Genomic DNA, 21,717 nt, shown 5'->3' with positions numbered 1-21,717 from the left:
TAAGTTTTGAGTTAGAACTGAAAACTTTTGCGGCAAAAGCCTTAGTCATTTGTTTAGTTATCAGTTATCATTATTTCCTCTCGAATGACAAATGACAAATGACAAATGACAAATGACAACTAAACAAATGACAAATGAATGAATTACTCCAACAAGTAAGAATAATAGACCCTATTTCCGGGACAGAAAGAACAGCTGATGTTTTAATCATGGATGGTTACATCAAAGCTGTAGAAAATCAGATTTATGAATTTCCTTCTGATGCCCAAGTGCGGAATTGTCACGATCTAATTTTAGCCCCAGGTTTAGTAGACCTTTACAGTCATTCCGGCGAACCAGGATTTGAGGAACGGGAAACTTTAGAATCATTACAAAAAGCTGCTATTTCTGGAGGTTTTACTCGCCTCGCCATCCTCCCCGATACCACTCCGCCAATAGATAACCCTGCTGGTGTCGCCAAATTGCAAAAAACCTCTCCCCAGTTGTTTCCTTGGGGCGCAATAACTCAAGGTGTGCAAGGTCAACAAATGACCGAAATGGTAGAATTAGCCGCTGCGGGAGTGGTAGGTTTTGCTGATGGCAAACCTATTGTAAATTTGGCTTTATTGCGAAGAGTTTTGGAATATCTTCAACCTTTGGGTAAACCGATCGCACTATGGGCATCCTACCCCGAATTGATCGGCAATGGCGTAATGCGGGAAGGTAAAGATTCCATTCGTTTGGGACTACCGGGAAACCCTGTGATGGGAGAAACTTCCGCCCTCGCTGCTTTGCTGGAAGTTGTCGCCGCTGTGGGTACGCCTGTCCACATTATGCGAGTTTCTACTGCTCGTAGTGTACAACTGATTGAGGATGCCCGATCGCGCAATTTGCCCATTACCGCTAGTACAACTTGGATGCACTTATTATTAGACACCGAAGCGATCGCAACTTACAACCCATCATTAAGAATAGAACCGCCTTTAGGTACACCAAGCGACCGTTTAGCCTTGCGAAGGGGAATCAAGCAGGGGATAATTGATGCGATCGCGATCGATCACACACCCTACACTTATGAAGAGAAAACCGTCGCTTTTTCCGAAGCCCCTCCCGGCGCAATTGGTTTAGAATTAGCCTTACCCTTACTCTGGCAAAACTTAGTAACAACAGGCGAAATTTCCCCCGTAGAACTGTGGCGACTTTTGAGCACTCGCCCCGCCCAATGTTTACAACAAACTCCCCCAACAATTAACCCAGGTTCTCCCGCTGAACTAACCCTTTTTGCCCCCCAAGAAACCTGGCAAGTAAATAATAACAATCTCTCTTCTCTTGCTACAAATACCCCTTGGCTAGGCAAACAATTAACCGGAAGAATTTTGCGAACTTGGTGTTAGAAGTTAGGGGTTAGGGGTTAGGGGTTAGGGGTTAGGGGTTAGGGGTTAGGGAAAATCTCCCCATCTCCCCATCTCCCCATCTCCCCATCTCCCCATCTCCCCATCTCCCCATCTCCCCATCTCCCCATCTCCCCATCTCCCCATCCCCTCTCCCTTACTTAGCCGTTGGATAGATGGGTTCGCGATCGATCCCGCCTATACTATTTAAAGGCCAAAAACGTACTGAAGCTTTACCAATAATGCGATCGCGTGGCACTAAACCCCAACAACGACCATCATAACTATTGCGACGATTATCACCCAAAACTAAATAAGAATTAGGAGGTACAACTACTGGTTTTGCCAAAAAAGCTGGTTGTCCTGCTGGACACACATCAGTACTTGTTTCCTGTCCGTGAGTATATGTCTCTTGTAAAACTTTACCGTTAATGTATACCTTGCCATTTTTGAGTTCTACTTTTTCCCCTGGTAAACCAATTACTCGTTTAATAAACGCATCATGAAAGTTTTGTTCTTCTAGGGCTTTAGTAGGATTGAAAACAATAATATCGCCCCGGTTAGGAGAGCTAAAATTATAACTTAGCTTATCAACAATTAAGCGATCGTTGATTTGTAAAGTTTCTAACATTGAACCCGAAGGAATATAGCGGGCTTCAGCAACAAAAGTACGAATCCCTAAAGCTAAAACACCACTTAGTAAAATGGTCTTCAAAACCTCTAACCAGGCATTATCATATTTTTGTTGGAGGTTTTTTTCAGGGTTTTCATTCTGAATTTCGGTCATAGAAATTTAATCAATTAAGCGAACGGGAAGAAGAATTTTAGCTCTATTGAGCCTTCGTCAGATATACTCTCAGAGTATGCGATCTCTACAAAGTTTTACCTTCTACATCTACTTTAATTTAATTATTGCCATGTCATCTGCTACAAACCTATTAATTCGACAAGCCAGAATACTTTTACCTACTGGAGAGTTTCTGGTGGGAGATGTCAAAATCTCAGATGGGAAAATTGTCCAGGTTGCATCGGATCTTAGCACCAATATAGATGAAAGTGCCGTTAAGATTATCGACGCGGCTGGTTTAACTTTGTTGCCGGGGGTAATTGACCCGCAAGTACACTTCCGCGAACCAGGACTAGAATACAAAGAAGATTTATTTACGGCTAGCTGTGCTTGTGCTAAAGGTGGGGTAACTTCGTTTCTGGAAATGCCCAATACTCGCCCTTTAACGACTACACAGGCAACTTTAGATGATAAGCTACAACGCGCCGCCCAGAAGTGCTTAGTTAATTATGGCTTTTTTATGGGGGCGACAGCAGAGAATTTACCAGATTTATTGACAGCTAATCCGACTCCAGGGATTAAAATTTTTATGGGGTCAATGCACGGTCAGTTATTGGTAGATGGAGAAACAGCTTTAGAGGCGATTTTTGCTAAGGGAAAGAGGTTAATTGCTGTTCATGCGGAAGATCAGGCAAGAATTAACCAAAGAAAACAAGAGTTTGCTGGTATAACCGATCCGGCTATTCATTCGCAAATTCAAGATAACCAAGCTGCGCTGTTAGCAACTCAGTTGGCTTTAAAACTTTCTAAAAAGTACGAAAGACGTTTACATATTTTGCATCTTTCCACTGGGGATGAAGCCCTATTGTTGCGTGAAGATAAACCCAGTTGGGTAACAGCTGAAGTCACGCCCCAACATTTAGTACTTAATACAGAAGCTTATCAGAAAATTGGCACTTTAGCGCAGATGAATCCGCCTTTGCGATCGCCAAATGACAACGAAATTCTCTGGCAAGCATTACGGGATGGGGTAATTGATTTTATCGCTACAGATCACGCCCCCCACACTTTAGAAGAAAAAGCCAAAGGCTACCCAAATACGCCATCAGGGATGCCTGGGGTGGAAACTTCTTTGCCAGTAATGTTAACTCAAGCGATGCAGGGAAAATGTACAATTGCCCAAGTTGCTAACTGGATGTCTACGGCTGTGGCTCAAGGTTATAAGATTCCTAATAAAGGTGCGATCGCTCCCGGTTACGATGCCGATTTAGTGTTGGTAGACTTAGATAATTATCGCCCAGTTTTGCGCGAAGAATTACAAACAAAGTGCGGTTGGAGCCCCTTTGAAGGATGGCAATTAACAGGTTGGCCCGTTATCACTATTGTCGGCGGAAATGTAGTTTATGAAAGAGGGAAATTATTTACAGAAGTCAGAGGCAAAGCCTTAACATTTGATGCTTAATTAGCTCAAATTTAAGGTAAAATTTCCCAGAGGAATCAGTTTAGCTATCCGCCGCTCGTCGGGAGTATAAATCAATTGGATTTGCAGGTAATTTTTCGGCATATATGTCAATTTCTCTGCCCATTCAATTGCCACAATTCCCAAAGAAAACTCTCCACCTTCCCAGTAAGATTCTAAATTCAATGCTTCTACTTCTGGCGGTGACAAACGATACAAATCAAAATGATACAGAGGCAAACGTCCTTCGGGATACTCATTAATTAAAGTAAAAGTAGGACTAACTATGGGATCGGAAATTCCTAAACCTGCACCAATTCCTTGAACTAAAGTAGTTTTGCCAGCACCTAGATCGCCTGACAATAAAATTACAGTACCAGCAGTGAGATTGCGCCCTAACTGAATTCCTAGCTGACGAGTTTCTGCGGCATTTGCTAGGAGAATTTCCTGTGATTTAAAAATCATAAGTTATGGAATCCCATAATTGATTCTGATTGAGCGCGACTATACCAACGGAGTAACACCCTAGCTAATCGTGCTGAATCATGGCGAACTAAACCAGTTTTTTGGTCTTCATAGATAATGTTAGAGAGAACTATCCGCCGACCTAATAAATTGATCGCTTCTCTATCTAAGTAAACTGGGTGAGAATCTTCTTGGGCATAGCGAATTAAAGCTTTTGCCGAAGGAATTTTTCGCTGAACTAATACAGCATTAAATAGTTTTTTACCACAAGCTTTGTCGATCGCATTAATATGATCGGAAACCGTGTAACCTTGAGTTTCTCCTGGCTGAGTCATCATGTTACAAACATAGATGCGGGGAACTTTCCGTTGCGCGATCGCATCAGCAATTTCTGGTACTAATAAATTAGGAATAATGCTGGTATAAAGACTGCCAGGGCCAATAATAATATAATCAGCTTCTTTGATTGCCTGAACAGCCTTGGGTAAAGCCGGAGGATTAGCAGGGATACAGCCAATTTTGACTATTTTACCCATTGCTTCCGTAATATGAGACTCGCCCTCCACCCGTCGTCCATCTTCCAATTGAGCCCACAGACGAACATCAGAAAGTGTAGCAGGTAAAACTCGACCTCTTACTGCTAATACTTTAGAACTTGCGGCGATCGCTCGTTCCAAATCTCCCGTAATCTCGCTCATCGCCGTCAAGAACAAATTACCAAAACTATGCCCCACTAAACCATCCCCAGCGCTGAAACGATAGCGAAACAGTTCCGTTAACAACTTCTCTTCATCCGCCAAAGCAGTTAAGCAGTTGCGAATATCTCCAGGAGGTAACACCCCAATCTCGCGCCGTAGCCGTCCAGAAGAACCCCCATCATCAGCTACCGTAACAATGGCAGTAATATTAGCGCTGTAAGCCTTTAAACCCCGCAATAAAGTCGAAAGTCCCGTACCACCGCCAATCGCCACAATTTTTGGCCCCCGATTCAACTTCCGGTGAGTCAGCAACACATCAATTAGTTCTTCCTCTCCACTCGGCTTCAGGGCTTCCGTAATCGAATTTAAACTGCGAGTATGTCCCCAAAAAATCAACAATAGACCACCAGCAATCACCAATGGCCCACTAATATAATTGGGAACGATCGTGGTAATCTTCTCTAAAACATCGTTAACTAGTTGAATCAAGCGGTTAATGGGAGTCAGCTTCACCCAAATTGCCACACCCAAAGTTGTCAGCAAAACACCACCAGCACTAATTAATAACCAGCGTTTCACCAACAAACCAGGAGCCAACCATTTAAACCACCTGTTAAACCGCTTGTTAAACCGCTCCGGCGTGCGACTGCGGGATTCATTCGACAGGAAAAGCAGTGCTTGTTTGAATAAACCGATTGACATGACTGATTCAGAAATAAGGAATTAGGAAATGTGTGTCAGACGAGTGTATAGTAAAAAGCTTTGGCTTTTATGAGGAAATATTTCACGGCTCCAATAGATTTGTCTAGGTACTTGTACCAGAAAAGTCGCCTATTAAGCAACTGTAAACCCCTATACAATCAGAGCAAGTTGCCACCCAGTTGAACAATTTCGGTAGATATATCCTGAAAATTACTGTGGTTGGCATACAGTATTTCATGATTTTAAGGATTCTAATATAAAATTTTTGTTTATTTGTTTAAGACTAGGATGAAAAATTTGTATGCAGCAGAGAATTTTAGGATTAGATCCGGGATTAGCGGTAGTTGGATTTGGGCTAATTGTGTGTGAAAAATCGGGGCAAATTCCCGCGAAGTTAGTAGATTTTGGAGTGATTAAAACTTCTGCTAAAATTCCTATGGGGGAAAGACTCTGCACAATTTATGAAGATTTAAACACAATAATTGAGCAGTTAGAACCAGATTTAGTTGCTATAGAAAAACTGTTTTTTTATCGCATGGGGAATACGATCGCCATCGCCCAAGCCAGAGGAGTACTAACTTTGGTATTAGCACAACATAAATTACCCACAGTTGAATTCACTCCTGCAGAAGTAAAACAAGCATTAACCGGAATGGGAAATGCAGATAAACTTGATGTCCAACAAGCAGTAGCCAGAGAATTGAATTTAGATTACATACCTAAACCGGATGATGCCGCTGACGGATTAGCTTTAGCGATTACAGCCTGGTTTAACGGAGAATAAAGTTTTGAGTGTTGAGTTTTGAGTTGAGGAAAAAGTTTGAGGCTAAAGACTTTTTTGCCCCTCTGCCCCTCTGCCCCTCTGCCCCTCTGCCCCTCTGCCCCTCTGCCCCTCTGCCCCTCTGCCCCTCTGCCCCTCTGCCCCTCTGCCCCTCTGCCCCTCTGCCCCTCTGCCCCTCTGCCCCTCTGCCCCTGGAGATGCCTCAACAAGCAATCCTAATAGACTAACAGAAAACGGGTGCGACAGGACTCGAACCTGTGACTCGCAGCTTAGAAGGCTGCTACTCTATCCAGCTGAGTTACGCACCCAAGTATACGTTTGCTTATATTATCAAAATTTGTGGGCTTTTGTCTGGTCGAAACCGAAAATTTAGTGAAAATTCGGAGATGTTGGCAGGGGAAAGAGACTTATTGGGCATAATAAGCAAGAGATAGTCAAAATCATCTAGACTGTCATCACAAAGCAAGTAAGAATTAAAGATCTGAAGAACTAGAGGCAGGGATACTTGCACTTCTGGTTTTGAGGGGGAAAGGCGCAAGAGTCTATCTGTGGCACCGAAAAGTGTTAGATAGGATAGTGTGTAAGTTGCGATCGCTGCTTGAGCCGCACCTGTAACACCAGCATTCTGCATTTAAAGCTAGTCTCTGGGAGGTTACGGTTCTCACTTGCTGCACCCCCGGTTCTGACAGGAGTCAATCGCCAGTGTCATGTTTATTTTGAAACGGCAGGATGTTGAAATATCTAGCATTCAGCACCCCAAACGGGATCAGCCAATACCGATTCTTAATTACCAAGGGCAAACCTTTCGCCTAATCAGTGTGTTTAGAGCCAACCAAGAGGAAGAAGCCAAAGCCTTTTGGCGGGATCTAACAGATAACCGAGGTAAAGCCTGTGTATTATTGGAAGAACCGGAAAGATTCAGTGTTTGGGGCAAAATTCGCCTAGATCAGCTAGGCAGCGATGGTGCTGGTGATGCTAAAACGACGACCCTTACCCAAGCTTGTCTTTTGCTGCTCCAAGCGGTAAGTATAGACATTGAGGATATTTTAGGTAACAAGCAAGCGGGATTATTTGAAAAAAATCTCATTGAAGTTTTCCAGCAGTGGCGCTTCCCCCAGACTGAATCAGCAGCAGCAGTAAAGAACTTGCTGTCAATTGATCCGTTGAGTACTAACCAACTTCCGGCTTGGGAAGAACATCATTTAATTACCCTCTTGCGAGAATTGCATCGTCTAGGTAAAGAATGTTTTGGGAATACCAGCTTTGTGAGTCGCGCAAAGGATGCCCTAGAAGACCTGCAACCTCCTGAGCGCAGCCTGTTTGTCAGTTGGCTGAATCAAACTCCGGTTGTAGGTAATTTGTGGCAATAGCTGATGAAATGCTCCATCAAAGTTACTATGACTTATGTGGGCATTAATCAATATGCTGTTTAGTAGTAGTCTGTTGAGTGCAATAGCTCTCAAAGTTTATTCAGGTTGTGCTTTCCATTCCCCAGCTATTTTGTGAACCGCTATGAGCAACATTTCGGATAAATCATCTAATCCTAAACCCCTGTTCTCAGTGAAAACGATCGTCATCGCTGGCATTGTTTGGGCAGTTCTGGCGCTGTTGTTCTTTTTGCTGTTTAGTATTACACCACCAGGGGTGGAGCGTCCGAAATGGTATTTAATCGGAACTTATGTTTTTGAACAGGTGGCTTACTTATTTGCAGCGATACTCTGCTTTAGAAATTGGCGTAGTCCTCAAATAGTCAGCGGTCGTCAAGTCTGGCTGGGAATAGGTTTGGGAATGCTGTTCTATTTTTTGGGCAACTTTTTATTTGGTTTTTGGGAATTAGTTTGGCAACTTGAACCAGATGTCTCTTTAGGAGATCTGTTTTTTATCGGTACTTATATTGCTCTGGCTTGGGGCATGATCCAAGCAGTAGTAGCTCGGAGATTGAATTTGGAGAAATGGCAATGGGTAATTGTGGTGGCGATCGCAGCGATTGGTATAGCCTTAGCTTATTGGGTGACTACCTTGGGTAACACCTCTGCTCAAGCCGCTATCCTACCATCTAGCAACAATGTGGCTTTGGTTGCTCAAGCTTCTCCTGCGCCAGCGGCTGCACCACCAGCTGCTAAACCCCCAGCTGCCAAACCACCAGCTGCCAAACCACCAGCTGCTAATTCAACTCCCACACCTGCCAAGGAAACAAAAGTCACCCCAGCTGCATCACCAACGCCAGCAGCCAAACCTACCGTCACACCACCAGCAGCAACTACACCAGCAGCTAAACAAGCAAATACATCAGCACCCCCTTGGATTGTCGCGATCGATGAACAACTTAAACCTTTCGCTACGCCAGTAGGTCTATTTTATGTAGTGGCAGATGTTCTCCTGTTAATCATTGCCACAATGCTACTATTAGCTTTCTGGGGAGGACGTTTTTCTCAGTCTTGGCGGATGATTGCCGCAGCAGCTTTGTGTCTTTACATTGCAGATATGTGGTTTAAATGGGCAGAAAAACAACGAGATTATGAAAGTGGTTCTCTGCCAGAAGTTTTTTGGGTGTTCAGTGGAGTGTTGTTTGCAATTGGCGCTGCCTTAGAATACGACACATCGACATCAAGCCGTTCTCGGCGTTCTGGGGCAAGGAAAAGGGGTTAGGGGAATTAAAGTATAATGGCTAAAAAATTAACAGAAAAAGATAAGTCGGAAATTCTTAAGCTGTATTACAACCCAGAGGAGACAACTTCTACTCTGGCGGCACGGTATGGTGTTAGTCACTCAACAATTAGTCGGTTGCTGAAGAGCACTTTGTTGGCTGATGAATATGAAGTTTTGATTCAGCAAAAGCGATCGTCTCGCGGACAAAATGTTGCTGATGTTGTTGAACCGGAAGTAGTAGAAGAACCCGAACCGGAAAAACCGAAACCAGTACTACCTCAACCAAAAAAGGTTGTTAAAGAAAAAGAACCAGAAGAACTAGAAGAACCAGAAGTTTCTTCAGAAGTAGAGGTAAGTTCTGCCAGACGTTCTAGAAAACGTTCTTCTGCTGTGGCTTCACCAGTGCATGAAGTAAAAGAAGAATTGGCAAATAAACCTGCTCCTCCACAAGTAGAATTCTCCGAAGATCCGCCAGAAGCAAAGACAAATGATGAATTGCTTGATGAAGCATACAATGCTGATGTCAGCACTATTAGGGAAATGTTGGGCGAAGATTTGCTCGATGGCGAAGAAGATTTGGATGATGATGAAGATGATGATTTAGATGATGATGAAGATGATGATTTAGATGATGATGAAGATGATGAAGTGCTACTAACTCCTAGAAGAAGAGTGCAGATTGGCGCTTTGATTCAAGTTTTACCACTCTCGGAAGCTTCTTTCCCTAGACCCTGTTACTTGGTGGTAGACAGGGCAGCAGAATTAATTACCAGACCTTTAAGGGATTTTGGTGATTTGGGTGAAATTCCTAAAGACGAAATTCAACAAAGAACTCTGCCTGTGTTCGATAATCATCGCATCGCTAGACGTTTTTCTAACCGGAATCAACGGGTGATTAAGGTTCCTGATGGTAGAATGCTCCAAAAAGCTAGCCCTTATTTGAAAGCCAAAGGAATTACCCGCTTGCTAATAGATGGGCAAGTTTATTCTTTGTCGCCAAGTTAAATTTAAATCTGAGCTTTTTCTGGCATTAAGCTGCTTTGGAGAATGTTGGTTCTCACACAAAGCAGCTTAGTTTTTGTTAATAATAAATGAAATTATGAAAATATTTGTAACGCTAGGTGGTTTGGGGTATAACAAAGAAAAAATTACATAGTAAAATTTTAATTAAAATCCAAGTGTTAATCATATTAGTTTTGTCTTTTTAATTTTGGATAAAGCTTAATTGTATTTGGGCAAAGCATTTAAAATACTAAAAAAGTAATTTACGGTTTTCCTGTTCGATGCTCTTTTAGTTAGTGTAATTTGTTTGAATTTGGTTGGTAATTGAGAATCGAAGAGCATTTTATAGTTAAAGAGAAAGGGGCAGAATCATTATGGAAGTTAGTACTTTATTAGAGCTTTATGAACAAGGAAAGAGAAATTTCGCCGGAATTGATTTAAGCGGCACTAATTTGACGAAAGTTAATTTAATGGGGGTAAATTTATCGGGAGCAAATTTAAGGGGGGCGAATCTGGCTCATGCTTTGCTGGATAAATCAGATTTGAGTGGTGCTTTGTTAAATTGGGCAAATTTGAAGTTTGCTAAATTGGGTGAAGCGAAGTTAGTTGATGCTGATTTAACTAAAGCGGAGTTGAGAGGTGCTTTTTTGGTAAAGTCTAAGTTACCAGGGGCAAAGTTGAGTGGTGCTAATTTGAAGGGTGCTAATTTTCGATCGGTAAATATGTGGGGCGCAAATCTTTGTGGCGCTAATTTGCAAGGAATTAATTTGCGAGGTGCTAATTTAAGTGGCGCTAATTTAAATTGGGTGAATTTGGAAGCTGCAAGATTAATTGGGGCGATGCTTTATGGCTCTTCTTTTAGTGGAATTAATTTAAGTAAGGCGTTTTTGAGTGGTTTAGATTTGAGTGGAGTAGATTTGGCTACGATTAATTTAAGTGGTGCTAAATTAATCGGGACAAATTTAGAAGGGGCGAACTTAATCGGGGCAAATTTAAGTACAGCAATTTTGCGGAATGCCAATTTAGCGGGAGCAGATTTAACGGGAGCAAATTTAGTTGGAGCTTGTTTAGAAAAGGCGAATTTAACTTGGGCGAGGTTGAATCAAGCTAATTTAACGGATGCTGATTTAACTGAAGCAACGCTGACAGGTACGGATATTGAACCTACTGGATTAAAATGTGCGATCGCACCCCAAAAAAAAACTAAATTCTATTTCGCTTTACCCCAAACTGCGCTACATTTTGAAGCAGCAGAATTAAGGGTTGCAGGTAATGAATGAGATCTCAGAAATTCAATATGGTGTAGTGTTGGTAACAGCACCTTCCCAAGCTGAGGCGGAAGAGATAGCCCAAAGTTTAGTAGAGTCTAAACTCGCCGCTTGTGTCAGTTTGGTGCCAATTAAATCCATTTACACTTGGCAAGGTGAGTTGTATAAAGAGGAAGAATGGCAACTTTTAATTAAAACTGATTTGGCAAAGTTTGAAAGTTTAGCAGCGAAGGTGAAAGAGTTACATTCTTACGAAGTTCCTGAAATTATTGCTTTACCTTTAGTGGCTGGGTATCCGCCTTATTTAGCTTGGATTTCGGAAAATATCCATTAGTTTTTTATTAAACCACAGAGGACGCAGAGAACGCTCCTGGAAGAGAGGAGGAAATTTAGCTGTGTTGTTGAAGTTTTTATGTGATGAAGATTTCTGAGCAAGAAATAGTAATTCGCTTAGTTGCTAATGAAGTTGAACTAAGTCAGATGTTCTATGTGCGCTGGCTGGTGTTGAGAAAGCCTTTGGGAATGGCGTTAGGTACTGAGCAAGATCAATATGAAGGAAATTCTTTTCAGTTAGTTGCGATTTTTGGCGATCGCATTATTGGTACAGCTAGACTGCGAAAAGAATCAGAAAACTTGGGAATTATCTCTTTTGTCGCTGTTTTATCAGAATTTCGCGATCGAGGAATAGGAACAAAACTAGTAGAAAAGTTAATCGAAAAAGCACAGCAAGAGAAGTTGCAGGTTGTTAGATTAAAATCTCGAATTACAGCAATAGATTTTTATAAAAAAATAGGTTTCTCTGAACAAGGTGAATTTTTTGATTATCTTACTATTCCACATATCACTATGGAAATAAAGCTTTAATACCTAAATTATATGAATTAATTTGACTATACTATTTATATTAGTACCACTGAAAAGGAGTTCTGCCATGAGTTATGCGAAAACTCAGGGAGTGCGTTGGACTACCGCAGATATAGAGCTTTTACCGGAAAATGAGGGTACGCGCTACGAAGTTGTAGATGGGGATTTGTTTATGACAAGAGCGCCTCACTGGAAACATCAACGGACTTGTGGTAAATTTTTTCGAGAACTTGATACTTGGTCAGAATCAAGTGGTTTAGGAGAGGCAAGTATCACTGCTGGTGTGCTTTTTGGTGAGTCAGATGATGTGATTCCTGATGTAGTTTGGGCGAGTAATGAAAGATTAGATTTACTATTAGATGAAGCCGGACATTTGACTGGTGCGCCTGAGTTAGTGGTAGAGGTTTTATCTGCTGGTAATGAGAATGTGAGGCGAGATAGAGAAGCAAAATTGAAACTTTATTCTACGCGGGGTGTTGAAGAGTATTGGATTGCTGATTGGCGGTTGAAAAAAGTTGAAGTTTATCGCAGAGAAAATGCGCGGTTGGTGTTAGTGGCGACGTTGATTAATGATGATGAATTAAGTTCGCCTTTGTTACCTGGATTTAGTTGTGTTGTGTCGAGGTTTTTTGTTTAATGAATCGCCATGTCGATCGCCCTTCTCGTTCTTATCCTGCTAATAATTATGTTGTGACAAAATTGGGGCCTTCTGATGAGAATTTGAAGAAGAAGGTTTTTAGCAGATATAAACAGATATTTTGATCTTTTCCTCTAAGTTCTGCTTTCTGCGGTTGATTGCCAAATTATTCGCCAAGCTAATGTTATTTTAGGGCAAGGGTGGAACGGAAAAGTTGGTAAATAACTGCACGTTATAAGGTGCATTGGTGAGAGTATTTACTAATCTTTGATCTAATGTGAGTAAAGGGGCGCTGACTCGGTGAGAAAGCGCAACATAAGAGGCATCATAAGCAGAAATTCCGTAAGCGATCGCAATATTAACGGCTTCTTCCATTAGTTCAGCTGTGGAAACAACTCGGAGAGATAAACTTTTGAGAGTGGCTAAGTCTGCTTGAACTTCCACAGCCGTATACATTCCTGCGCGGACGTATTTCCAGAAGATATTGGTAACTTCAATATAAAACAGGTCTGGAATATAGATTTCTGTGTTCGAGATGTTCGAGTGTGCCAGAAGTTGATTAACTTTCGGAGTCAGCGGATCGGCAATAAATTGCTTGATGCCGACGTTGGCATCGATAACACACTGTAAAGGGTTGCTCATCTTTCTCGATCCTCGCGAATGAGTTCGGTACTGTCGGGTAGTCCGAAGTCTGCTGGGTTCAGGCGACGGCGTTTTTCCATGTCGGCAAGAATTTGCGGGACGGTTTTGCGGCGTTCTTCCCAGGTGGGATCTGTTTCGGGAGAGATGAGAAATTTTAGGGGAGGTTGGGGTTTTTGTACTGCTTGTTTTAATAGGTTGATGATTTGTTCGTTGATGGTTTGATTGTTTTGGCTGGCAAGTTTTTGCAGTTGTGCCATTAAGTCATCGGGTAGGTTTTCGATGGTGAGTGTTGCCATAATTTATCTCTACTGTTGCTTACGGTTACTCAACAAGTTAAAAGCCATTTTAGCCTTAACACTACGACCTTATATGGAATAATATGATTACCCCTGTATGCAGAGTATTAAGAATGAATAACGACTTCGATAAGGATTTATTGTATAAAACACTTCATTTCTTAGATTGTTTTGAGACAGTTTTTGACAACGATTGGTATCATACCAGGGAAAATATTCGAGACAAAGATGCTAAGTGGCAATGGATACCAGAAGATAAGACACTTCTAGATCCTGAATGTGTTAATGACAATTGGTCTAACCATGCAAATCTTGTTGAACGCTATTTGGCTCTTAGAGCCTATCTTGTATCAAACTACTTTGCAGAATCAGAAGAATGCTTGCTTAGTGTTCGCTATTCCAGAATTACTGGAGAAGAGTTGTAGAAAATTTAAAAGCCGATAGTGGGATTTGAACCCACGACCAACTGATTACGAATCAGCTACTCTACCACTGAGCTATATCGGCACAATTATTAATTATATCACAACTTCCCGAAAATTTACATCGATAATCTTAACTGGGAACCGTTGGGAGTTTTGTTGACTTCGATTCGCGCTTGGAAGGCTTCTTTGAAGTATGGCATATGGGTGACGGTGAGGATGCAGGCGAAGTCGTTGGCGATCGCATTTATCGCCGCAATTAGGCGATCGCACCCTTCCTGATCTTGTGTTCCAAAACCTTCGTCTACAATTAGCATTTGTAAGGCTGTTCCTGCACGTTGCGCTAGCAGTCTTGCTAATGCTAAACGAATGGAAAAGTTAATCCGAAATGCTTCGCCACCCGAATATGTTTCGTAAGCACGAGTACCCCGTGCATCTGCGATCAAAATATCCAGGGTATCAATCATTTTTACTTCTTTTTTAGATGATGTTCTACCGCTTTTTCCTGCTCTTTGAGTGACGAATTGAACGTGCAATTGATTCCCTGTAAGTCTCGCCAATAAAGAGTTTGTTTCGGCTTCTAATTGTGGTAAAATGTTTTCAATCATGTATGCTTGAATGCCTTTTTTACCGAAGGCTTCAGCTAAAGAGCTATGTACTTTGTATTGACGTTTCGCTTGTTGTAATTGGGAATTTTGCGCTTGATATTGTTGATTTAGGACTTCTAAATGCTGTAATTGTTGTTGCAAACTTCCCATTTGGCGCAGTTGTTCTTCTAATTGCAATTTTCGCCATTGCATCTGCTGTTCTAATGTTTGAATTTCATTGATTGTGTTGGGAATTTGCTCTAATTGTTTGATGATATTGTTAATTTGTAGGTTAGCAGTTTCTACGTCTTGCGATCGCACTTCCCACACTCCCGCTAACTCTTGACAGCGTTGGCGAATTTGCGGATATTGTTGTTGCGCCGTTGCTAATTGTTGATAGCGCATTTCCCAATTCCGCGCTTGACGCACCGCAGTTCTTACAGAGTTGTACTCGCTTTCTTTGTAAGCAATTTCGGCTATTTTTTGGTTAATTGCGGCAATTTGACGCGATAATTCGGAATCAGTTTGTTGTTGCTCGATTTGGCTTTGAATTTCGGCGATTTCGGCGTGAAGTTCAGGTCTTCTGGCGGTAATTTGCGTTTGACGACGTTGCGCTTCTTTGATTCTATCCTGCTTAATTTCCGCCCAACGCCATCTTTCGACTTCATTTCGGGCTAAAGCGTGGTTTTTCTCATCGTAGCTCAGGTTTTGTAACTCTTGCTCTAGTTGACGCAGTTCTTGCTGGACTTCTGTGGCATAATTTCCAGTGGCTAGCGATCGCTCAAGTTGCTCAACTTCCGCCCTCATTTGTTGCAAACGTTGTTGTACGTCGCCTGTCGCCTGAAGTTGGGCTTGCAATTCTCCTCTTTGTTCCCGTAAATTATCATAAGGAGCTAATTCTTGGGATAATTGACGATATTCTCCCCGAAGTACCTGGATTTCTCGTTCGCAGACTGCTAATTGCTCTCGGATTACCCAAAACTCTTGCTGAATTTCTTGGTGTTCGTTTTGAGTTTTGTGAACGACTCGATTCCAGTGGTGTTCGTCGAGGGGGCGATCGCACAATGGGCAAATTGCATCAGGATTTTGCAACATATCGATTTTTTGCTGCAATTCTCCGAGTTTTTGCTCACATCCCCTCTGATTTTCTTGCAGACGCTCCATAAAGCTGCGTCTTTCTAAACCTTTCTCCTGCACGCGCTGTTGGTAAACCCGCTTTTTCTCCAACTGATCGATTTGCGTCGCCACTTCCATGACTGCTTGTTGCAATTTTGGTTGACGTTGCTGCTGTGCTTGCAATTGGTAAGCGGAAGCGGAGATTTCGTCTAACCTGGCGCTGAGTTTAGCATGAGTGCGATCGATCTGGTTTTGCAACTGTTGACGACGCTGTAACAAAGGACTAACTTGCAATTGCAATTCATCCAATTGATTTAAGCGAATTCGCGCCTGTTGTAATTTCGCTAAAGCTGCTTCAACTTCGCCAGTTTGATTTAAGATTTGTTGGTTTTGTTGTTCCTGTTTATCTAACTCTTGCAACTGCGTTTGTATCTGACGCAATTGCAGATTTAATTCGTTAATTACCCCGGTTTGTTGTTCTTGTAACTTGCGCTTTTGTTCAACTGCTTTTTGATGGGCTTGAAATTTTCCGGCTAAAGCTTCTTCCTGAGATTGTAAGTTTTGAAACTGAGCATAACCAGCAGTAATTTCTGCTTCCTGACTCAGGAGATTTTCTAAATCTTTTTGTTGCTGTTGACTACTCGCCAAATCTTGCTGGAGTCGTTCAATATCTCCCCGGAGATTCTGATATTGTTGTTGTTGCCAAGTTAGTTGTTGTTCCCAAGTTTTGCGCTGATGTTGTAGAGCTTGTAACCTTTGCAATTCATGATTATCAGCAGCTTGGGCTTGTTGGAGAGTGTTGATTTGAGCTTCTACGATCGCTTGTTCTTGAGCAATGACATCTCGCTGCTGTAACTGAATTTTAATTCTGTCTAAATCCTGCTGAATTTGATCCGCTTGTCCTTTAAATTGACGGGATAAATCTTTGGCTTTTTCCGCTAATTCTTCATATTGACTTAGTTTCAGTAAATCTGCTAAAATTTGTTTGCGTTCAGTGGGTTTTCGGAGCATGAATTCATCGGCTCGACCTTGACGCAAATAAGCGGAATTAATAAAAGTATCGTAATCTAATCTCAGGTGTTCGGAAATTAATTGCTGAGTTGAACGCATTCCCCGTTCGGTTAAAGCGCGATAACCTGTAGGGGTTTGTACCTGGAATTCTAAAGTTGCGCCTCCGCCTCGGCGACGCGATCGCAAAACGCGATAAACTGCATCTTGATGTTCAAAAACGAAAATCACATGAACCTCATCCGCGCCAGAGTGGATGACATCATCTTCAGTCGCCGCCCGACTTTCGCCCCAAATCGCCCAAGTGATAGCTTCTAAAAGGGAAGATTTTCCCGCCCCATTTGCGCCACAAATGCAAGCGGTATGCAATCCCCGAAAATCCAGGGTTGCTTTACGATAGCTGAGGAAGTTTGTTAATGAGAGTTGTAGAGGAATCATGCAGGCTGTTTCGCCGTACCTTTCTTTCTTTATTAATACCAGTACATTTGCACTTTTGCATAGTTAAATTGTAAAACTAAGTAGGTAGATCTAAATAAAGTAAAACAAAGGCGGGCAAGATGCCCACCCCACAAGAAAGCTAAAAATCTTGTGGGGTGGGCATCTTGCCCGCCCCATTGATAAATAACTATTTTCACTTTATTTATTTACACCTACTTATTAACGTAAGTTGCTAGTTATTAGCCCAGAAGTTTTAGATCCCCCTAAATCCCCCTTACCAAGGGGGACTTTGAATTTTGAATCCGGTTCCCCCTTTTTGTAAGCGGGAGACTTTGAATCCGGTTCCCTTTTTTGTAAGAGGGCGACTTTGAATCCGGTTCCCTTTTTTGTAAGAGGGCGACTTTGAATCCGGTTCCCTTTTTTGTAAGCGGGAGACTTTGAATCCGGTTCCCTTTTTTGTAAGCGGGAGACTTTGAATCCGGTTCCCTTTTTTGTAAGCGGGAGACTTTGAATCCGGTTCCCTTTTTTGTAAGCGGGAGACTTTGAATCCGGTTCCCTTTTTTGTAAGCGGGAGACTTTGAATCCGGTTCCCCCCTTGGTAAGGGGGGTTAGGGGGGATCTAACCAACAATTTATGTAACTAGCAAATTAAATTATTAGTTAATATTTAGAACAATTGCTAAGGCGGTGCTAATTTCTTCCATAGTTGTTTCGGGAAGGATTCCTATCTGACGAATAAATCTTTCTTGGGAAAGTGAACGGACTTGAAAAGTATCTACTGCTGAGGTTTTTGTGAGATTATTTTCGGCGCTAGGTTCAATTCGCACCATCCAATCTCTATTAATATATCGATCTTGCCATACAGTAATCGGGACGGTAACTTTAAGAGGTAAAATTCCAATTCCATCATCACTGATGATTACTGCTGGGCGAGTTTTACGTATTTCAGCACCCACAGTAGGATCAAGTGTAACTAACCAAATTTCACCCCTAAGCATTTTTTTCTAGTCCACCACCGGGAATTTCATCCTCACTTTTATAATATGGTTCACTCTCAGGCGACCAAAGATCGTATAAGCAACCTCCTGGCATATAATCAGGAATTGCATCCTGAACAGCAGCAGCAAGTTTTTCCTCTCTCTCAGCTTTGCGTTTGGCTTTTTCTGCTATCTCTTCCCGCATCATTATCGAAGCTGCTTCGATAATTTCTAAGCGTTCATCAGTTGTCATTTGCTTGAGTGCTTGTAAAATTTCGGTTTTTGTCATCGGTGTTAGTTGGTAGTTTGGGGAGAATATGAGGCACTTTACTATATTAAATTGGGTGGGGTGGGTGCGATCGACTCAACAAACTTTTGGCAAATGTGAAATAGCGTATCGGACAGAAATTTTGTAGGGGCGAAGCATTCGGGCGACAATTTACGTAACTCAACCAAAATATGAATATCCGAATGCTTCGCCCTGTCTTGACGAAAGATTGTAAATACAGGTTATCTGCGGGGGAGGGCGAAGCATTTGGGTACAAGAATCTTTTGTGAGTTGCAAAATTTGTCGCCCAAATGCTTCGCCCCTACATTAAACAATTAGACAAAGCCCACCAGTCCACAATTTAAAAAATAAACAAAAAACCCGCGCAGGCGGGTTTCGTCTGTGTAGCTGCGAATTCTATTCGTTTTAGATAGAAGGTAACGCCTCTTCATAAAACCATTTTAGGAATTGCAGTGCTGTCTTCCGTTTGGCAAAATAAAGGACATCTAACAACCCGTCTTGCTTTACTGTCAAAACTTGATGTTTCCAAAGGTAAAACTGACCACTATCATCTTTATCAACAGCACCTAAACCCTTAAATTCGTCAGGAATTTTCGTAGAAATAGATGGGCTGAGTTCAAGGGCAGAAAGTAAGTCTACAGCAGTTAGCATAATACTTTCTGCTGTTTTGAACAATCGCACTAAATGACCATTGAAGTAAAGCTCTTTATAGGTTGTTTGTGTAGTTTGCATAATCATCACTTAAAAACTGGACAATTACAGTTTGGCATTCATAGCTTGGGATGTTGTCTGAGTAACTGTAAGACTTTATGTAAGACTTTATGTAAGAGTTGTCAGAGTTATAAAATTTACCTTAATATAATAACTTTAAAAGCTAAACTTTTATGGGCTTATGTTAATGAAAAGAATCCAAGCATCTTCAGAAGGAATCGAAAAAATCAGAACTATGCTGAAAAAAAAGAAATGGGCACAATCTTATTTAGCAGATTGTGTTGGTTGTAGTCGCGCCACAATTGCGAGTTTATTAAGCGGTAATCGTATTGATGGCGAATATTTTAGAAAAATCTGCTCTCAACTCAAATTGAATGAGAATGAAATAGTTAAATATGACTTAATAGAAGAGAATCAACAGTCAGATAGTTATATTGATAACTTAGTCCAAGAAGTACGTCAAAAAATAAAACCCATCATTCAAGAACGCTGCGGCACAATGCGTGTACTAGACATGACTCAACCTATTGGATTAAATGATATTTACACTAACGTCAACATTCTAGAAAAAATTACAGGACGCAGGCGTAAAGAAATTTCTGAATTACTCGAAGAATCTAACTCTGGAGATTTTGAGCGATTCGGATTAGGCAAAATAAAAGAAAAACAGGTTCCCGGATTAGAGGCTGTGGAAAAATATTCTAAATTAATGATTCTGGGAAAGCCAGGTGCAGGTAAAACAACATTTTTAAAGTATTTAGCGATTCAGTCTATCGAGGGTAAATTTAAGGCTGAACTAGTACCAATTTTTATCACTCTCAAAGACTTTGCTGAAGCTACCAATAAACCAAGATTACTGGAATACATTAGCCAGCAATTAGTCAATTGCGAGGTTACAGATAATCAGGTTGTTGAAATATTTCAAAACAATAAGGCATTAGTTTTACTCGATGGATTAGATGAAGTTAGAGAAGAGGACAGCCAACGAGTTTTAAAGGAAATCCGAGGCTTTTCTGACCAGTTTCGTAACAATCGCTTTGTCATGACTTGTCGTATTGCAGCAAAGGAATATACCTTTGAGAAGTTTTCCGAGGTAGAAGTAGCTGATTTTGATGATGAACAAATTGCTACGTTTGCGAAAAACTGGTTTAACAATAAAGCTGTAAAAGCTGAGAATTTCCTGAAACGTATCGAAGAAAATTGGAGAATTAATCAACTAGCAACAAATCCATTACTTCTAACATTGCTTTGTTTAGTATTTGAGGAATCAGGACATTTTCCACCTAATCGTTCCCTACTTTACGAAGAAGGAATAGATGCTTTACTAAAAAAATGGGATGCTAAACGGGGAATCTACCGCGATCAAGTTTACGAAAAGCTATCAGTTCAACGTAAAGAAGATTTACTCAGCAAAATTGCTCTGAATACATTTGAACGTTCCGACTATTTCTTTAAACAAAAAGTTGCTGAACAATACATTATAGAATATATACGTAACTTACCGGATGCCAGCACAGATCCAGAAACGTTGCAGTTGGACAGTGAAAAAGTTTTAAAGTCAATTGAAGCCCAACATGGTTTATTAGTAGAAAGAGCTAAAGGAATTTATTCCTTTTCTCATTTGACATTTCATGAGTATTTCACTGCTAGAGAGTTTATTACTGTTGAGCAGTCATCAGAAGTAGCGTTAAAAAGCTTGGTCAGCCAAATGAGAGAAAAACGCTGGCGAGAAGTTTTTTTGCTGGCAGTAGAGATGTCGCCAAATGCTGACCGTTTGTTGTTGTTAATGAAAGAAAAAGTTGATGAAATTGTAGCTGTCGATGATAATTTACAGCAATTTTTAATATGGGTGAATCAGAAATCCCTTTTAGTTGAGGTTGATCAAAAGCAAGTAGTTACTCGTGCTGTTTACTTTTGGCATACTTTTAAATTGATCTCAACACTTCTTTTTACTTATATTCCTATTATCAATGAACTTGCAAATATTCTTGATCCCTCATCCTTGGGTATACCTACTGAATGCTATATCGATTACTTGCTGATTTTTATGCTTAACTGGTCTATTATTTTTGGAAGTACATCTCTGAACTTGGAACAATTTAAAAATATACAGGAAAATGCTGAACCAAGTTGCCTCAATATTGACCATATTTTCGACTTTATTTGTAACTTAAAACCTGAAAATGCTTTGCCGCAATCAATAGTTATACTTAAAAAGCAACCGCCTAATTCAGATGATGGGGTAGAGAACTTTAATCAGTGGTGGCAAGCTAACGGTAAAGCATGGACTGAGCAATTAAGAAAACAAATAATTAAGTATCGTAACATAGGTCATGATTGGCAGTTCAACGAACAGCAAGAAGATTTACTAAATCAATATTATGAGGCTAATAAATTACTAGCAAAATGCCTAAACAGCGATTGCTACGTCAGTCGAGAAGTCCGACAATATATCGAAGACACCTTACTATTACCCATCTCCGAAATTGAAAAATATCCCAAACCAAATCTATAACAGATGTAGCGGATAAGTTACTAAAAACTTCGCTT

21 protein-coding genes and 2 tRNA genes are annotated in these 21,717 nt (G+C 41.1%); 12 read left to right on the top strand and 11 right to left on the bottom strand.

Features of this window, described 5'->3' with window-relative positions:
• The first annotated feature begins 134 nt into the window (after window positions 1–134).
• Window positions 135–1,373: a dihydroorotase gene (locus tag ACE1CI_RS01140; protein WP_413262453.1), complete on the top strand. Its 1,239-nt coding sequence runs from the start codon at window positions 135–137 to the stop codon at window positions 1,371–1,373.
• Window positions 1,374–1,527: 154 nt separating this feature from the next.
• Here the strand turns inward: ACE1CI_RS01140 and lepB are convergent, their stop codons facing one another.
• Window positions 1,528–2,148 (bottom strand): signal peptidase I, encoded by a 621-nt coding sequence (lepB, locus tag ACE1CI_RS01135; RefSeq protein ID WP_459564169.1) that lies wholly within the window; start codon window positions 2,146–2,148, stop codon window positions 1,528–1,530.
• Window positions 2,149–2,287: 139 nt separating this feature from the next.
• Here lepB and ACE1CI_RS01130 point away from each other — a divergent pair, with 139 nt between their 5' ends.
• The gene (locus tag ACE1CI_RS01130) at window positions 2,288–3,619 is read left to right on the top strand and encodes a dihydroorotase (protein WP_413268227.1); all 1,332 of its coding nucleotides are present in this window, start codon (window positions 2,288–2,290) and stop codon (window positions 3,617–3,619) included.
• On the opposite strand, the gene tsaE is transcribed toward ACE1CI_RS01130, so the two are convergent.
• Window positions 3,620–4,081 (bottom strand): tRNA (adenosine(37)-N6)-threonylcarbamoyltransferase complex ATPase subunit type 1 TsaE, encoded by a 462-nt coding sequence (gene tsaE, locus ACE1CI_RS01125; RefSeq protein WP_413268224.1) that lies wholly within the window; start codon window positions 4,079–4,081, stop codon window positions 3,620–3,622. It lies immediately after the preceding gene.
• Window positions 4,078–5,481, bottom strand: a complete 1,404-nt coding sequence (locus ACE1CI_RS01120; protein ID WP_413268225.1) for a gluconeogenesis factor YvcK family protein — start codon at window positions 5,479–5,481, stop codon at window positions 4,078–4,080. Before ACE1CI_RS01120 ends, tsaE begins: the two co-directional genes overlap by 4 nt.
• Before the next feature lie 301 nt (window positions 5,482–5,782).
• Here ACE1CI_RS01120 and ruvC point away from each other — a divergent pair, with 301 nt between their 5' ends.
• Window positions 5,783–6,265 carry a crossover junction endodeoxyribonuclease RuvC gene (gene ruvC / locus ACE1CI_RS01115; RefSeq protein ID WP_413268226.1) on the top strand — a complete coding sequence of 161 codons (483 nt, stop codon included), beginning with the start codon at window positions 5,783–5,785 and terminating at the stop codon, window positions 6,263–6,265.
• A gap of 231 nt (window positions 6,266–6,496) precedes the next feature.
• Here the strand turns inward: ruvC and ACE1CI_RS01110 are convergent.
• Window positions 6,497–6,570 (bottom strand) — tRNA-Arg (locus ACE1CI_RS01110).
• A gap of 399 nt (window positions 6,571–6,969) precedes the next feature.
• On the opposite strand from ACE1CI_RS01110, the gene ACE1CI_RS01105 reads away from it, so the two are divergent.
• The 7 genes from ACE1CI_RS01105 to ACE1CI_RS01075 all read left to right on the top strand — a co-directional run bounded on the left by ACE1CI_RS01105 (window position 6,970) and on the right by ACE1CI_RS01075 (window position 12,682).
• Window positions 6,970–7,632: an Npun_F0813 family protein gene (locus ACE1CI_RS01105; protein ID WP_413264680.1), complete on the top strand. Its 663-nt coding sequence runs from the start codon at window positions 6,970–6,972 to the stop codon at window positions 7,630–7,632.
• A 142-nt stretch (window positions 7,633–7,774) separates the two neighbouring features.
• On the top strand, window positions 7,775–8,911 hold the full coding sequence (locus ACE1CI_RS01100) for a hypothetical protein (protein WP_413264679.1): 1,137 nt from the start codon (window positions 7,775–7,777) through the stop codon (window positions 8,909–8,911).
• Window positions 8,912–8,926: 15 nt separating this feature from the next.
• Window positions 8,927–9,916 carry a sigma factor-like helix-turn-helix DNA-binding protein gene (locus tag ACE1CI_RS01095; RefSeq protein WP_496615180.1) on the top strand — a complete coding sequence of 330 codons (990 nt, stop codon included), beginning with the start codon at window positions 8,927–8,929 and terminating at the stop codon, window positions 9,914–9,916.
• A 371-nt stretch (window positions 9,917–10,287) separates the two neighbouring features.
• Entirely contained in the window at window positions 10,288–11,193 is a 906-nt protein-coding gene (locus tag ACE1CI_RS01090) for a pentapeptide repeat-containing protein (protein ID WP_413264677.1), read from the top strand.
• Window positions 11,186–11,515 carry a divalent-cation tolerance protein CutA gene (gene cutA / locus ACE1CI_RS01085; RefSeq protein ID WP_413264676.1) on the top strand — a complete coding sequence of 110 codons (330 nt, stop codon included), beginning with the start codon at window positions 11,186–11,188 and terminating at the stop codon, window positions 11,513–11,515. Before ACE1CI_RS01090 ends, cutA begins: the two co-directional genes overlap by 8 nt.
• Before the next feature lie 83 nt (window positions 11,516–11,598).
• Window positions 11,599–12,045 (top strand): GNAT family N-acetyltransferase, encoded by a 447-nt coding sequence (locus ACE1CI_RS01080; RefSeq protein ID WP_413264682.1) that lies wholly within the window; start codon window positions 11,599–11,601, stop codon window positions 12,043–12,045.
• A 67-nt stretch (window positions 12,046–12,112) separates the two neighbouring features.
• Complete coding sequence (locus ACE1CI_RS01075; RefSeq protein WP_413264675.1) at window positions 12,113–12,682, top strand: Uma2 family endonuclease; 570 nt, start codon at window positions 12,113–12,115, stop codon at window positions 12,680–12,682.
• A gap of 189 nt (window positions 12,683–12,871) precedes the next feature.
• Here ACE1CI_RS01075 and ACE1CI_RS01070 read toward each other — a convergent pair whose 3' ends face one another.
• Both ACE1CI_RS01070 and ACE1CI_RS01065 read right to left on the bottom strand, forming a co-directional pair.
• Complete coding sequence (locus ACE1CI_RS01070) at window positions 12,872–13,324, bottom strand: type II toxin-antitoxin system VapC family toxin (RefSeq protein ID WP_413264674.1); 453 nt, start codon at window positions 13,322–13,324, stop codon at window positions 12,872–12,874.
• Window positions 13,321–13,620, bottom strand: a complete 300-nt coding sequence (locus ACE1CI_RS01065; RefSeq protein ID WP_496615179.1) for a FitA-like ribbon-helix-helix domain-containing protein — start codon at window positions 13,618–13,620, stop codon at window positions 13,321–13,323. The genes ACE1CI_RS01070 and ACE1CI_RS01065 overlap by 4 nt, the downstream gene beginning before the upstream one ends.
• Window positions 13,621–13,733: 113 nt before the next feature.
• Here ACE1CI_RS01065 and ACE1CI_RS01060 point away from each other — a divergent pair, with 113 nt between their 5' ends.
• Window positions 13,734–14,045, top strand: coding sequence for a hypothetical protein (locus ACE1CI_RS01060; protein ID WP_413264672.1), 312 nt, complete (start codon window positions 13,734–13,736; stop codon window positions 14,043–14,045).
• Between the two features lie 10 nt (window positions 14,046–14,055).
• Here ACE1CI_RS01060 and ACE1CI_RS01055 read toward each other — a convergent pair.
• The 5 genes from ACE1CI_RS01055 to ACE1CI_RS01035 form a co-directional block, all read right to left on the bottom strand.
• A tRNA-Thr gene (locus ACE1CI_RS01055) sits at window positions 14,056–14,127 on the bottom strand.
• A 34-nt stretch (window positions 14,128–14,161) separates the two neighbouring features.
• Window positions 14,162–17,191 carry an exonuclease subunit SbcC gene (gene sbcC / locus ACE1CI_RS01050; protein WP_413264671.1) on the bottom strand — a complete coding sequence of 1,010 codons (3,030 nt, stop codon included), beginning with the start codon at window positions 17,189–17,191 and terminating at the stop codon, window positions 14,162–14,164.
• Window positions 17,192–17,846: 655 nt separating this feature from the next.
• Window positions 17,847–18,188: a type II toxin-antitoxin system PemK/MazF family toxin gene (locus tag ACE1CI_RS01045; protein ID WP_413261505.1), complete on the bottom strand. Its 342-nt coding sequence runs from the start codon at window positions 18,186–18,188 to the stop codon at window positions 17,847–17,849.
• Window positions 18,181–18,456, bottom strand: coding sequence for a hypothetical protein (locus ACE1CI_RS01040; protein ID WP_413261506.1), 276 nt, complete (start codon window positions 18,454–18,456; stop codon window positions 18,181–18,183). The genes ACE1CI_RS01045 and ACE1CI_RS01040 overlap by 8 nt, the downstream gene beginning before the upstream one ends.
• Before the next feature lie 405 nt (window positions 18,457–18,861).
• Window positions 18,862–19,188 carry a hypothetical protein gene (locus tag ACE1CI_RS01035; protein WP_413261507.1) on the bottom strand — a complete coding sequence of 109 codons (327 nt, stop codon included), beginning with the start codon at window positions 19,186–19,188 and terminating at the stop codon, window positions 18,862–18,864.
• Window positions 19,189–19,354: 166 nt separating this feature from the next.
• On the opposite strand from ACE1CI_RS01035, the gene ACE1CI_RS01030 reads away from it, so the two are divergent.
• On the top strand, window positions 19,355–21,682 hold the full coding sequence (locus tag ACE1CI_RS01030) for an NACHT C-terminal helical domain 2-containing protein (protein ID WP_413261508.1): 2,328 nt from the start codon (window positions 19,355–19,357) through the stop codon (window positions 21,680–21,682).
• The last annotated feature ends 35 nt before the right edge of the window (window positions 21,683–21,717 follow it).

Source organism: Floridaenema flaviceps BLCC-F50, assembly GCF_041929275.2.
In the GTDB taxonomy this organism is placed as follows: domain Bacteria; phylum Cyanobacteriota; class Cyanobacteriia; order Cyanobacteriales; family Aerosakkonemataceae; genus Floridanema; species Floridanema flaviceps.
This window is presented reverse-complemented; position numbering and strand designations above follow the sequence as displayed.